Genomic DNA, 14328 nt, shown 5'->3' with positions numbered 1-14328 from the left:
AGACAGGACAGCCCGATACAGTCTCAGGCCCTGGGGCAAAAGCTGCGAGCTAAATAACTCGGCTATTGTATAACAAATCAGAATCAGCAAAAACCGCAGCAAGCAAAAGCCGGATCAGCCTTTGAGCACGCCCTCGATAGTGGAAGCCAGTTGCTGGGCCAGCTTTTTGGTCAGAGGCGCATCACGGCCTTCCACCATTACCCGAATTACCGGCTCGGTGCCGGACGGCCTCAGCAATACCCGGCCTTCACTGCCCAGTTCTGCTTCCACCGCCTCAACAGCGCGGGTAATGTCTTCATTGGCATCAATATCGACCATTTTTTTGACCCGCACATTAATCAGTTGCTGCGGATACTTGGTCACCACGGAGCGCAGTGCATGCAGGCTGTTACCCGACTGCTGAATTTCGGCCAGCACCTGCAGTGCCGCAACGATACCGTCGCCGGTGGTGGTCTTGTCCAGACAGATAATATGACCCGAGGCTTCACCGCCCAGTTGGCCGCCTACCTGCTGCAGTTTTTCCATGACATAGCGGTCGCCGACTTTGGCCCGGTGCAGGGCCATATCAAATTTCTCCAGCGCATGCTCCAGGCCCAGGTTGGACATCTGGGTACCGACAATATCATTGCTGCTGTCGCCCTGACGCTGGCGCGAACGGGCAATGATAAACAACAGTTCATCGCCATCGACGATCTCACCGCGGTGATCCACCATGATCAGTCGGTCACCGTCACCGTCCAGCGCAATGCCCAGGTCGGCCTTGTTCTCCAGCACTGCCTGCTGCAGCAGGCTGGGTTCAGTGGAACCGCAATGCTGATTGATATTAAAACCATCCGGCTCGGCGCCCATCACCATCACTTCAGCGCCCAATTCACGGAAGACATCGGGCGCCACGTGATAGGTGGCACCATGAGCACAATCAACCACCAGTTTCAGATTGGATAAATCCACGCCTGAGGGGATCGTGCTTTTGCAGAATTCGATATAACGGCCGGCGGCATCGTCAATCCGATGGGCCTTACCCAGCCGGGTTGAATCAACCGTTTCCAGCGGCTGTTCCAGCATTGCTTCAATTTCCAGCTCGATATCATCAGGCAGCTTGGTGCCCTGGGCCGAGAAGAACTTGATGCCGTTATCGTGATAAGGGTTATGCGAAGCGCTGATGACGATACCAGCCTGGGCATGGAAAGTCCGGGTCAAATAAGCGACTGCCGGGGTCGGCATCGGGCCTAGCAGGTAAATATCCACACCGGCCGCAGAGAGCCCAGCCTGCAACGCCGATTCGAACATATAGCCGGAAATCCGGGTGTCTTTACCGATAATAACGCGGCTGTTTTTACCGTTAGCCAGCACCCGGCCCACGGCCCAACCCAGTTTTAGAACAAAATCGGGTGTCACCACCCCATCACCGACCCGGCCGCGAATGCCGTCGGTGCCGAAATAACGTCGTTGTCTAGTCAAAGTCTTCTACCTGCTGTACGTGCTGGGTCAGTTTTACTGCCTGCGCCGTTTCTTTTACATCGTGAGTCCGGATCAATTTGGCACCCTGCCAAACGGCAATGGACGCCAGAGCCAGACTGCCGGCGAGACGCTCATCCACACTGACCTTGAGCATATCGCCGATAATCGATTTGCGTGACACGCCCACCAGTACCGGATACGGCAGCCGGGTGAAGCGCGATAAATGTTTCATTAAACGCAGATTATGCCGTGCTCTTTTGCCAAAACCAAACCCTGGGTCCAGCATAATCTTGTCAGCCTTGATGCCGGCCTGTTCACAAGCTTCAACCCGCTCCAGCAGGAAGGCTTCCACTTCCGACACCACATCTTCATAATCCGGCTCTTGCTGCATGGTCTGCGGCGTACCCTGCATATGCATAATACAGACCGGGACATCCAGCTCAGCGGCAGCCTGTAAGGCGCCGTCACCGCGCAGGGCATTGACGTCATTAATCAGGCCAGCTCCGGCCGATACGGCGGCGCGCATCACTTCGGCTTTCATGGTGTCAATGGAGATAGGCACATCGACTTCGGCGCTGATGGCCTCAATCGCCGGGACTACCCGGTCAATTTCTTCCTGCAGTGCCACCGGATCGGAGCCGGGCCGTGTTGATTCACCGCCGATATCAAGAATATCGGCACCATCTTCGACCAGTTGCAGGGCTTGTTTGAGCGCAGCATCGCGTGAAAAGAATTTACCCCCGTCCGAAAAGGAGTCGGGGGTAACATTGACAATGCCCATAATGCGAGGAGCGGACAAATCCAGTGACTTGCCCGCACAGTCATACAACATCAGCAGAAGTCCTTTTCAGTGCAGTTGATCTGCTGGTTTGCCGGAAGGCGCTTCATCGCTGTCATCAGATTCAGCGCTGGCCGATGGCGGCGGGTTGTTGGAACTGTCGCTCCAGCCTTTAGGCTCACCCGGCTCACGACCTTCCATAATCGCGTCGATCTGATCACTGTCGATGGTTTCATACTTGATCAGGAGTTGTGCCATGGCGTGCAGTTTATCCATGTTCTCGTCCAGCAGATGCTGAGCACGCTCATAGTTGCGGCTGATCACCGCACGCACATCCTCATCAATCTGCTTGGCAGTCAGATCTGACACTGACTTGTGCTGGGTCACACTGCGACCCAGGAACACTTCGCCTTCATCTTCGCCATAGGACATCGGGCCCATGTTGTCTGACAGGCCCCACTTGGTGACCATATTGTGCGCCAGCTCGGTAGCACGCTGAATATCATTGGAGGCACCGGTTGTGACGGCTTCCTCACCGAAGATCATTTCTTCTGCCAGACGACCGCCGTAGAGGCTGGAAATCTGACTTTCCAACTGCTGCTTGGTAAAGCTGTACTTATCTTCGGTGGGCAGGAACATGGTGACACCCAGAGCACGGCCACGCGGAATAATACTGACTTTATAGACCGGATCATGACCCGGTACCAGTCGGCCAACAATGGCGTGACCGGCCTCATGATAGGCGGTCAGTTCTTTTTCCTTGTCGCTCATCACCATAGAGCGGCGCTCAGCCCCCATCATGATTTTGTCTTTCGCCAGTTCCAGTTCTTCCATGCTGACCAGGCGCTTGTTGGCACGGGCAGCAAACAGGGCCGCTTCGTTAACCAGGTTCGCCAGATCGGCACCTGAGAAGCCGGGTGTACCACGGGCGATCACGCGGGCTTCGACATCTTCTGCCGCCGGTACTTTACGCAGATGAACGTTGATAATCTGTTCACGACCACGGATATCAGGCAGAGGCACTACCACTTGGCGGTCGAAACGGCCCGGACGCAGCAGCGCCGGATCCAGCACGTCAGGACGGTTAGTCGCGGCGATGACAATGACGCCCTCGTTACCCTCGAAACCGTCCATTTCCACCAGCAACTGGTTCAGTGTCTGTTCACGCTCGTCGTTACCGCCGCCCAGACCGGCACCACGATGACGACCGACCGCATCAATCTCGTCGATAAAGATAATGCACGGCGCGTGTTTCTTGGCCTGTTCGAACATGTCACGAACACGCGAAGCACCAACACCGACAAACATCTCCACGAAGTCAGAACCGGAGATAGTAAAGAACGGCACCTTGGCTTCACCGGCAATCGCTTTCGCCAGCAGGGTTTTACCGGTACCCGGTGAACCGACCATCAAAATACCGCGGGGGATACGACCACCCAGTTTCTGGAATTTGCTCGGATCACGCAGGAAGTCGACCAGCTCGGCCACTTCTTCTTTGGCCTCTTCGACGCCGGCGACATCTTTAAAGGTGATTTTGACCTGGTCATCGCTGAGCATGCGGGCTTTGCTTTTACCGAATGACATCGGGTTTTTGCCGCCACCGCCCTGCATCTGACGCATGAAGAAAATCCATACGGCGATCAGCAGCAGCATCGGGAACCAGGAAATGAAAATCTGCATCAGCAGGCTGGTTTTCTCAACCGGCTCGGCTTGGATGGAGACACCATTATCGAGCAGGTCACCAATCAGACCCGGATCATATTCGGGGCTGTAGGTGGTGAACTTGTCACCGTTGGTCAATTTACCTTCGATGGTTCGACCCTGAATTTCGACATTAGACACACCGCCATTTTTGACGTTGCTAATAAAGGTCGAGTAATCCATCTCGTTTGATGTTGAGTTCTGCGGGCCGAAATTGTTGAACACGGACATCAGCACGACGGCGATGACTACCCACAAAACGATATTCTTCATCATGTCATTCAATGTTTGGTACCTCTGGTTACCACTATATACTATTTGAGGCCGCGCCCGAGCAGGTAGACTTCACGACTCCTGGCTCGCGAGGCGTCCGGTTTACGGGTGACCACTTTGTTAAAGCTGTCACGCATGGCCTTCAGAAATTCATCAAAGCCCTCGCCCTGGAAAACTTTGACCAGCAAACTCCCCTGTTTACTCAGGTTAGTGACGGCAAAATCCAGGGCCAGTTCCACCAGATGCATACTGGCGGGCTGATCAATCGACCCTACACCTGTCATATTGGGGGCCATATCCGATAAAACAAGGTCTATCTGTCGACCGTCCAGAATTTGTTCGAGTTCTTCCAGCACCACATCTTCGCGGAAGTCCCCCTCAATAAAATGCACACCGGTCAGTGGCGTCATCGGTAGAATATCCAGCGCCACCACGGTGCCCTTTTCACCGACTTTGCTCAGCGCGTAATCGGACCAGCCACCGGGAGCCGCGCCCAGATCAACCACGCTCATACCGGGCCGGATCAACTTGTCTTTCTTGTCGATTTCATCCAGCTTGAAGGTCGCCCGTGAGCGATGGCCGGCTTGTTGGGCTTTTTTGACATACTGGTCATCAAAGTGTTCCTTGAGCCAGTTCTGACTGGATTTGCTCTTGGCCATAATCAGCTTTCGCCTCCGGCTTCTGCACGCTTATCCGTGGTCAGAACCAGCATCAGACCGAACAGGCTGAGCAGCAGATACAGGTTTTCACTGAGTTTGTGCCAATCTCCAAAGCGGGCAGCATTTTGCTCGCCCTGCGCCTTGAGTGCCTGCATTTCCGGCTGGATAAAACCAATAAAAGCCAGACTGATCGCCAACATCAACAGCAACATCCAACTACGCCAATAGCGATGAAAGTGAGCCAGGCCGAACACAAATAAACGGCTGATCAGCAAAATCACGGCCGATACCACACCCAGAATATTGACCGCATAAAACAGTTTGCCGGCATAAGCGCCGGCAACTTGTAACTCCAGAGTAGCAAAGGCCATGGGTACGGCAAGATAGCCAATAGCCCATAAGCTGCCTACCCAGAGCGTTAAAATCAGCCGTTCACCGCTGTAACCGGAAAACATCAGTTCGCTTAGCCCTGGTAAGTGATTTCAACAACTTCGTATTCAATGTTGCCGCCCGGCGCCTGCACCGTGACCACATCATCAATTTCCTTGCCGATCAAAGCACGGGCAATCGGTGACGACACCGAAATCCGGTTCAGTTTAATATCAGACTCATAGTCACCGACTATCTGATATTGAACCTCGGCATCGTTATCAATATTGAGCAAGGTCACAGTCACACCAAACACAACCCGACCATCCTGCGGCAAGGTCGCCGGATCGATGATCTGTGACTCAGACAGCGTGCCTTCCAACTCCTGGATACGGCCTTCGATAAAGCTCTGTTGCTCGCGTGCCGCATGATACTCGGCGTTTTCTTTCAAATCGCCGTGTTCACGGGCTTCCGCGATCGCCGCTACAACCTCGGGCCGGGCCACGGTTTTCAGCTGTTTCAGTTCGTCCTTCAGTGCTTCCGCACCGCGCAAGGTAATGGGTACTGCCATTAGCGTAATTCTCCATGCAAAGATTGCAGTCTGTTCACAGAAACAATGTCTTCACTATTGAGAGCTTGTATGGTGGCTCGCGCCGCGGCCAGGGTCGTGGTGTAATTGACCTGGTGCTGCAAGGCGGCACGACGAATCTCCCGCGAGTCGGCAACCGATTGACGACCTTCGGTGGTGTTGACGATCAGATCGATTTCGTCGTTTTTGATCATATCAACAATGTGCGGCTGACCTTCAGCCACCTTGTTGACCGGCTCACAAGCCACACCGGCCTCAGCCAGTGTTTTCTGAGTACCTCGGGTTGCAAGCAGGGAGAAGCCCAGTGAAGCCAAGTCTCTGGCAATTTCAATAACGCTGACTTTATCAGCCTCCCGGACACTAATAAAGGCCTTACCCTGTGTCGGCAGAACCACGGATGCCGCCAGCTGTGATTTGGCAAACGCTTCACCGAAAGTGCGGCCCACGCCCATCACTTCACCGGTGGACTTCATTTCCGGACCGAGAATCGGATCCACGTTCTGGAACTTGATGAACGGGAAGACGGCTTCTTTCACCGAGTAGTAAGACGGAATCACTTCCTTGGTGACATCCTGATCTTCCAGCGAGCGACCGGACATCACCCGGGCCGCGACTTTCGCCAGCGGCACACCAATGGATTTCGACACATACGGCACGGTCCGTGACGCACGCGGGTTCACTTCCAGGATAAAGATTTCTTCGCCTTTGATGGCAAACTGGGTATTCATCAGGCCTTTTACGCCCAGTTCCAGCGCCATCTGACGCACCTGCTCACGCATTTTGTCCTGTACCGAATTACTCAGGCTGTAGGGCGGAATCGCACAGGCCGAGTCACCCGAATGCACACCGGCCTGTTCAATATGTTCCATAATGCCGCCGATCAGCACGTTCTTGCCGTCACAAATGGCATCGACATCGACTTCGATAGCATCATCCAGGAAGCGGTCCAGCAACACCGGTGAGTCATTGGAGACTTTCACCGCGTTCATCATATAACGCTGCAGTTCTTCCTCGTTGTAGACGATTTCCATTGCCCGGCCGCCGAGTACATAAGACGGACGCACCACCAGCGGATAGCCGATTTCCGCCGCCAGGTTCACCGCATTATCAATTGAGTGAGCCAGACGGTTTGGCGGTTGCAGCAGGCCCAGTTTGTCGACCATTTGCTGGAAGCGCTCACGGTCTTCGGCATGGTCAATCGCATCCGGCGACGTACCGATAATGGGCACACCGTTAGCTTCCAAAGCACGGGCCAGCTTCAACGGCGTCTGACCACCGAACTGGACAATCACACCTTTGGGTTTTTCCAGGTCGACGATTTCCAGTACGTCTTCCAGCGTCAATGATTCAAAGTAGAGACGATCAGAAGTGTCGTAGTCAGTGGAGACGGTTTCCGGGTTACAATTGACCATAATGGTTTCAAAACCATCATCACGCAGCGCCAGTGCGGCATGCACACAGCAGTAGTCAAACTCGATACCCTGGCCGATACGGTTGGGACCGCCGCCCAGGATCATGATCTTGTCACGGTCACTGGTATTGGCTTCGCACTCGATATCGTAGCTTGAGTACATATAGGCAGTGCTGGTCGAAAACTCAGCGGCACAGGTATCGACGCGTTTGTAGACAGGCCGAACATTCATCGCCTGACGGTATTCACGCACCTGCTTTTCGGTTTTCTGCAAAAGCTTGGCCAGTCGCGAGTCAGCGAAACCCTTGCGCTTGAGGCGGAACATCTCGTTCTGATCCAGATCGTTCAGGGAACGCTCTTTCAGATCCTGCTCAATCTCGACGATCTCCTGAACCTGAATCAGGAACCACGGATCGATATGTGACAGTCTGTGCACCTCATCAAAGCTGAAACCATGACGGAAGGCATCGGCCACATACCACAGACGATCCGAGCCCGGCAGGCTCAGTTCACGACGCAGCGTGGCTTCAACATCCTTGGCATTGGGCTCAAGGATTTCATTGAGACCATCCTTGTCGATCTCCAGGCCGCGCAGGGCTTTCTGCAGGGATTCCTGGAAGCTGCGACCGATCGCCATGACTTCACCCACGGATTTCATCTGGGTGCTGAGGCGATTGTCAGCCTGCGGGAATTTTTCAAAGGTAAAGCGCGGCACCTTGGTGACCACGTAGTCGATGGTCGGCTCGAATGACGCCGGAGTCGCATTACCGGTGATTTCATTCTGCAGTTCATCCAGGGTATAACCCACCGCCAGTTTGGCAGCGACCTTGGCAATCGGGAAGCCAGTGGCTTTGGAAGCCAGTGCCGAGGAACGTGAGACCCGTGGGTTCATTTCAATGATGATCAGTCGACCGGTGTCTGGATGCACCGCAAACTGAACATTCGAACCACCGGTTTCGACACCAATCTCGCGCAGTACCGCCAGAGAGGCGTTACGCATGATTTGGTATTCTTTGTCGGTGAGGGTCTGTGCCGGTGCGACGGTAATCGAGTCACCGGTATGCACACCCATCGGATCGAAGTTTTCGATAGAGCAGATGATAATCGCATTGTCATTGCGATCACGCACCACTTCCATCTCATACTCTTTCCAGCCGATGATGGACTCATCAATCAGCAGTTCCGAGGTCGGGCTCAGGTACAGCCCCCGCTGACAGATATCAATGAAGTCTTCTTTGTTATAGGCAATACCACCGCCGCTGCCACCCATAGTGAATGACGGACGGATAATGACCGGAAAACCAAATTTTTCCTGAACAGCCAGTGCCTCATCCAAAGTATGCGCGATGTCAGACTTGGGCATATCGAGACCAATCTTGTGCATAGCGGCACGGAACAGGTCACGATCTTCGGCTTTATTAATGGCTTCGCTGTCAGCGCCAATCATCTCCACGCCGAACTGTTCCAGCACGCCGTGTTTCTCCAGATCCAGCGCACAGTTCAGTGCCGTCTGGCCACCCATGGTAGGCAGAACCGCATCAGGACGCTCGGCTTCAATGACCTTCTGTACCGCCTGCCAGGTAATCGGCTCGATGTAGGTGGCATCGGCCATATTGGGGTCGGTCATGATGGTGGCCGGGTTCGAATTGACCAGGATGACACGATAACCTTCTTCTTTGAGGGCTTTACATGCCTGAGCACCGGAATAGTCGAATTCGCAGGCCTGGCCGATCACAATCGGACCCGCGCCCAGAATCAGAATACTTTGAATATCAGTACGTTTCGCCATCGTAAGTTATTTACCTGTCGCTTGTTCGAGTAAATCGATAAAGTGATCAAAAAGCGGCGCCGCGTCTTGCGGGCCGGGGCTGGCTTCGGGGTGACCCTGGAAGCTGAAAGCCGGCTTGCTGGTGTGATGGATGCCCTGAAGGGTGCCATCAAACAAAGAGCGGTGGGTCGCTTCCAGCGTCTCCGGCAGGCTTTCTTCTTCAATCGCAAAGCCGTGGTTCTGACTGGTGATCATCACCAGGCCGGCCAGCAGTTCCTGCACCGGATGGTTGGCACCGTGATGGCCGAACTTCATCTTGACGCTGTTGGCACCGCAGGCGAGGCCCAGCAACTGGTGACCCAGGCAGATACCGAATATCGGCATGTCTTTTTCCAGCAAGGTCTGAATCGCTTTAATCGCGTAATCACAGGGCTCGGGATCGCCGGGACCGTTGGATAAGAACACGCCATCCGGATTCAGCGCCAGCACCTCTTCGGCAGACGTCTGCGCCGGCACCACGGTCAGTTTGCAGCCGCGTTCCACCAGCATGCGCAGGATGTTTTTCTTGGCGCCGAAGTCGTAGGCCACTACATGGTATTTGGGCTCGGCGGCTTGCGAGGAACCATCCAAATGCCAGCAGCCATCCGTCCATTCGTAGCTTTCCTTGGTGCTGACCACTTTGGCCAGATCCATGCCTTTCAGACCTTCAAAACCTTTGGCTGCCTCAATCGCTGCATTCACATCGATGTTGTCACCGGCGATAATGCAGCCTTTCATCGCACCTTTTTCGCGCAAGCGGCGCGTCAGGGCGCGGGTATCGATACCGGCCAGGCCGACCACATTGTGACGGCTCAGGTAGGCATCCAGCGACTCTTCACTGCGCCAGTTACTGACCACCGGCGACAAGTCGCGGATAATCAGGCCACTCGCAAAAACATTATCCGACTCTTCATCTTCCGCATTGACACCGACATTGCCGATATGCGGATAGGTCAAAGTCACAATCTGACGACAGTAGGAAGGATCGGTTAGGATTTCCTGATAGCCAGTCATCGACGTATTAAACACGACTTCACCGACCGATTGACCAACAGCGCCAATCGATTCGCCGTGATACACCGTGCCGTCTTCAAGAGCAAGTAATGCACTCGTGCGCAAGGGAGACCTCCACCAGATATAATAAAGGGACGAACATGACGTTCATCCCAGACAAAATCTTTGCAATTTTATCTCATCTTGGCCTGTCTCGTCCACGCTTAAACGATGACATTCTCAAGTGGCAACGGTACCATTAATACGTTAATCATTATCAAATAAAGGTATTGGATGTCTCGCCACGCTTTTCCCCAATCCGGCTTTCCCATGCAGCGGCCCCGCAGAATGCGCAAAGATGACTTCTCCCGGCGTCTGATGCGTGAAAATACCCTGCAGGTGGATGACCTGATTTATCCCTGCTTCGTGCTGGAGGGTAATAATCAGCGTGAAGCAGTCAGTTCCATGCCCGGTGTCGAACGCCTGAGCATCGATCTGCTGTTAAAAGAAGCCGAAACCATTCACAAGCTGGGCGTGCCGGTAATGGCACTGTTTCCAGTTACTCCCACTGACAAGAAAACCGAAGATGCCCGTGAAGCCTATAATCCGGAAGGTCTGGCTCAACGTGCCGTACGGGCTTTGCGACGCGAATTCCCCGAACTGGGCATTATGACCGATGTGGCACTGGATCCGTTTACCACCCATGGTCAGGACGGCCTGATTGATGAGTCCGGTTACATCATGAATGATGAAACCGTTGAAGTGCTGGTCAAACAGGCTCTATCGCATGCTGAGGCCGGCGCCCAGATCGTCGCCCCCTCCGATATGATGGACGGTCGCATTGGCGCTATTCGTGATGCTTTGGAGCTCAGTGGTGAGATCCATACCCGCATTATGGCTTATTCAGCAAAATATGCGTCCAGCTTCTACGGCCCGTTCCGTGATGCGGTGGGCAGTGCCGGTAATCTTGCTGGCGGCAACAAGTTCAGCTACCAGATGGATCCGGCCAATTCTGATGAAGCCCTGCATGAAGTCGGACTGGATATTCAGGAAGGCGCTGATATGGTGATGGTCAAACCTGGTATGCCTTACCTGGATGTGCTTTACCGAGTCAAACAGGCCTTTCAGAAACCGACTTTTGTTTACCAGGTCAGTGGTGAATATGCGATGCTCAAAGCCGCCATCAGCAATGGCTGGCTGGGCGAAGACACGGTGATGGAAAGCCTGCTGGCCTTCAAGCGTGCCGGTGCCGATGGCATCCTCACCTATTTCGCCAAAGATATCGCCCAACAACTCAACAGTCGCAGCTAAATTTTATGTCCGATAAATATGCCGTGATCGGTAACCCGATCAGCCACAGTAAATCACCGCTGATCCATAGCGAATTTGCCAGACAAACCGAGCAGGAACTGGAATATACCGCGATTGAAGTGCCACAGGATGGACTGGAAAGCAGCCTCGGCCAACTGCGCGATATCCTCAAATTCAAAGGCATCAACATCACTGTGCCATTCAAGGAACAGGCCTGGCAATTGGTGCAAAACCAGTCAACCCGTGCCAAACGGGCCGGTGCCATTAATACCCTGGTGTTTAATGATGATGGCTCGATGTTTGGCGACAACACTGACGGTATCGGTCTGTGTCGGGATCTGACTGACAACAACGGCATTGAACTTCGCGGCAAACGCATTTTGCTGCTGGGTGCCGGCGGCGCGGCACGGGGCGTGATTGAACCGCTGTTGAATCACTCACCGCTTGAACTGTTTGTCGCCAACCGCACCGCCAGTAAAGCCCACGCGCTGGCTGACCTGTTCAGTGATCTGGGTCATATTCGTGGTGGCGGCTTTGAAGACATCAAACCGCCATTCGATGTGGTGATCAATGCCACCGCAGCCAGCCTGCAGGGCGAAGTCCCGCCGCTACCCGATGATCTGCTCAGCGACAATGCCGCCTGCTACGACATGATGTATAGCGATAAGGATACGGCCTTTATTGGCTGGGCGAAGCAGCATCAGGCCGCTAAATCGATTGATGGTCTGGGTATGCTGGTCGAACAGGCGGCGGAAGCGTTTCGCCTCTGGCGGGGGATAAAACCTGATACCAGCAGAGTGATTCAACATCTTCGAAACCCTACACCTTAAAGCCAACTCACAGCCAGTTGGCATAATCTGCCAAAGTGATGGCGACTATCGCCAGAATCAGCAACGCAAATAATCCCCAAAGTATGTCACCGTTACATTGTCTGGCGACCCTGATATACCATGCTGCAAAGCCCTTAACAGTGGAGCTCAATGATTGTCTTGCCAGGCAGAAAATGGCCACTAATACTGCAGCTATGAGCGCAATCTTGAGCAACTTAAACAGCAAATAGTCCAAACTTTATTTTACATCCATCGCGAGTTCGGGATGAGTATGCTGCACATGATGTTTCTCGTGCACAGGGCGCATAGTCAGGTTAGCCAGAAACGCTATCATCAGCAAACCAGCCATCGCAAACATTGTCGTGTTGTAAAGGCTTGGTGTCGGATCCATCGTGCCGGCAGGTGCAATTTCCATCAACTGTGAAATCGTTACTGTTTTAGCAGCAATCAACTGATCCAGGTTGCTGACGCTGTCACCGAACTTCTGCATAAAGGCGGCCGGATCCACCTTGGATGCCAGTTCGTGTAAGACCTTGTTCATTGAATGCTCACGCAAATATGTAATCGCAAATGGGCCCAGAATACCGGCTGTGCTCCAGGCGGTTAACAGTCGTCCATGGATGCCACCAACGTGCAGGGTGCCGAAGATATCGGCAAGATAAGCAGGAATCGTCGCAAAACCGCCACCGTACATGGTGAAAATAATCATTGTCACTGCGTAAAACATCACCAGTGCAGTCACGCCGGGACTGACTGTAGCCTGGGTAGCGATAAATGGAATCGACATATACAAAATCGCCCCCAGCACAAAAAAGCAGTGATAGGTATTTTTACGGCCGATATAGTCAGAAGCTGAGGACCACAGAAAACGTCCTGACATGTTAAAAACACTGATCATCAGCACATAAGTAGCCGCAAAGCTGGCATCAACGATAGATGGCAGATTGGGACTGAAAATATCACTGATCATGGTTTTGGCGACACCGATCACGCCGATACCAGCGGTTACGTTAAGGCAGAGCATGAGCCAAAGCTGATAAAACTGTGGTGTCCTGAGCGCCTGATCAATGTGTACATGGTTGTCGCTAATAAGCGCGTTTTTGCCCTTACCTTTCTCAACGGGTTTGGGCTCCCAGCCTTCGGGTTTCCAGTCTTTTGCTGGTACCCGGAAGCTGAACGCAGCAATGGTCATAACAATAAGATAAACAATACCCAGCGTGATAAACACCCCAGTTGCGCCAGTGTCACCGGTACCAACCACATAAACACCTTCCGGTCCCGGCACCGGTGCTTTCAGCATATCCGAAGCTGAAGCTATAACAACTTCCAGCTGCTGTCCGGCCACCTCGGCATAGCGGCGGCCCGCTTCGGTGACAAGATTCACGTCACTGACCTTACCGAGATACTCCGGTGCTTGGTAATAGAAGCTGAGCAGGTAGGTTTTGAGCGGCGCCCCAATCATCGCACCACCACCAAACCCCATAATCGCAATACCAGTCGCCATGCCACGCCGATCCGGGAACCAGCGAATGAGCGTACTCACCGGCGTCACATAAGCCAGACCCAGTCCACAACCACCAATGGCGCCATACCCGAGATAAATGAGCCAGAGCTGATGGGTGGCAATACCGATACTGCCTATCAGAAATCCACCGCCCCAGAGGCATGCCGCCAGAAATCCTGTCGCCCGGGGACCCACTTCTTCCAGCCATTTACCGCCGACAGCAGCGGCGAGGCCCAAAAATACAATCGCGGTAGAGAAAATCCATACTACTGCTGAGAAGCTCCAGTCATCAGCTGATCCAGCGACAACACCGAAATGTTTGGTTAACGCCGGATTAAAAATACTCCAGGCATAAACAGAACCGATACAGAGATGTATGGCGAGTGCAGCTGGCGCAATCAACCAACGGTTGAAGCGGGGCCCTGCAACAATGTGTTTCTTACCCAGCTTGGTGGACAATTGACCGAGCAATGACATCGACATACCTCTCTGTAATCAGGCTATTCAGATTTTAAAAGCTAGCTTGGCTTATCAGTAAACCAAAATCCCTGATTAAATCAATATGTTAGGGAAAGCATATTTAAAAGAAACAGGCTGAAAACAAGCACCGGGATGTCAAATATAATCTTTATCTGCAACTAG

11 protein-coding genes are annotated in these 14328 nt (G+C 53.4%); 2 read left to right on the top strand and 9 right to left on the bottom strand.

Annotation, left to right across the window (positions count from 1 at the left end; genetic code table 11):
* Positions 1–114: 114 nt before the first annotated feature.
* The 8 genes from glmM to carA are packed head-to-tail and all read right to left on the bottom strand — an operon-like array spanning position 115 to position 10167.
* Positions 115–1461, bottom strand: coding sequence for a phosphoglucosamine mutase (glmM, locus tag Q0X64_RS02085; RefSeq protein ID WP_297808387.1), 1347 nt, complete (start codon positions 1459–1461; stop codon positions 115–117).
* Positions 1454–2293 carry a dihydropteroate synthase gene (folP, locus tag Q0X64_RS02080; RefSeq protein WP_297808385.1) on the bottom strand — a complete coding sequence of 280 codons (840 nt, stop codon included), beginning with the start codon at positions 2291–2293 and terminating at the stop codon, positions 1454–1456. The genes glmM and folP overlap by 8 nt, the downstream gene beginning before the upstream one ends.
* A gap of 15 nt (positions 2294–2308) precedes the next feature.
* Positions 2309–4216: an ATP-dependent zinc metalloprotease FtsH gene (ftsH, locus tag Q0X64_RS02075; RefSeq protein WP_297808383.1), complete on the bottom strand. Its 1908-nt coding sequence runs from the start codon at positions 4214–4216 to the stop codon at positions 2309–2311.
* A 38-nt stretch (positions 4217–4254) separates the two neighbouring features.
* On the bottom strand, positions 4255–4872 hold the full coding sequence (gene rlmE, locus Q0X64_RS02070; protein WP_297808381.1) for a 23S rRNA (uridine(2552)-2'-O)-methyltransferase RlmE: 618 nt from the start codon (positions 4870–4872) through the stop codon (positions 4255–4257).
* A 2-nt stretch (positions 4873–4874) separates the two neighbouring features.
* Positions 4875–5327, bottom strand: coding sequence for a DUF4149 domain-containing protein (locus tag Q0X64_RS02065; protein WP_297808378.1), 453 nt, complete (start codon positions 5325–5327; stop codon positions 4875–4877).
* An 8-nt stretch (positions 5328–5335) separates the two neighbouring features.
* The gene (greA, locus tag Q0X64_RS02060; protein WP_297808376.1) at positions 5336–5812 is read right to left on the bottom strand and encodes a transcription elongation factor GreA; all 477 of its coding nucleotides are present in this window, start codon (positions 5810–5812) and stop codon (positions 5336–5338) included.
* Positions 5812–9030, bottom strand: a complete 3219-nt coding sequence (gene carB / locus Q0X64_RS02055) for a carbamoyl-phosphate synthase large subunit (RefSeq protein ID WP_297808374.1) — start codon at positions 9028–9030, stop codon at positions 5812–5814. Before carB ends, greA begins: the two co-directional genes overlap by 1 nt.
* Positions 9031–9036: 6 nt before the next feature.
* A complete protein-coding gene (carA, locus tag Q0X64_RS02050) occupies positions 9037–10167 on the bottom strand; it encodes a glutamine-hydrolyzing carbamoyl-phosphate synthase small subunit (RefSeq protein ID WP_297808371.1) in 1131 nt (376 codons plus the stop codon).
* A 168-nt stretch (positions 10168–10335) separates the two neighbouring features.
* On the opposite strand from carA, the gene hemB reads away from it, so the two are divergent.
* Entirely contained in the window at positions 10336–11352 is a 1017-nt protein-coding gene (gene hemB / locus Q0X64_RS02045; protein ID WP_297808368.1) for a porphobilinogen synthase, read from the top strand.
* A gap of 5 nt (positions 11353–11357) precedes the next feature.
* On the top strand, positions 11358–12182 hold the full coding sequence (gene aroE / locus Q0X64_RS02040; protein WP_297808365.1) for a shikimate dehydrogenase: 825 nt from the start codon (positions 11358–11360) through the stop codon (positions 12180–12182).
* 238 nt (positions 12183–12420) lie between these two features.
* Here aroE and Q0X64_RS02035 read toward each other — a convergent pair whose 3' ends face one another.
* Positions 12421–14163, bottom strand: coding sequence for an OFA family MFS transporter (locus Q0X64_RS02035; protein WP_297808363.1), 1743 nt, complete (start codon positions 14161–14163; stop codon positions 12421–12423).
* Between the last annotated feature and the right edge of the window lie 165 nt (positions 14164–14328).

The sequence above is a fragment of the uncultured Methylophaga sp. genome (assembly GCF_947259025.1).
Taxonomy (GTDB): domain Bacteria; phylum Pseudomonadota; class Gammaproteobacteria; order Nitrosococcales; family Methylophagaceae; genus Methylophaga.
Note: the sequence above shows the minus strand (reverse complement) of the source record. Positions and strands in the feature narration are given on the sequence as shown.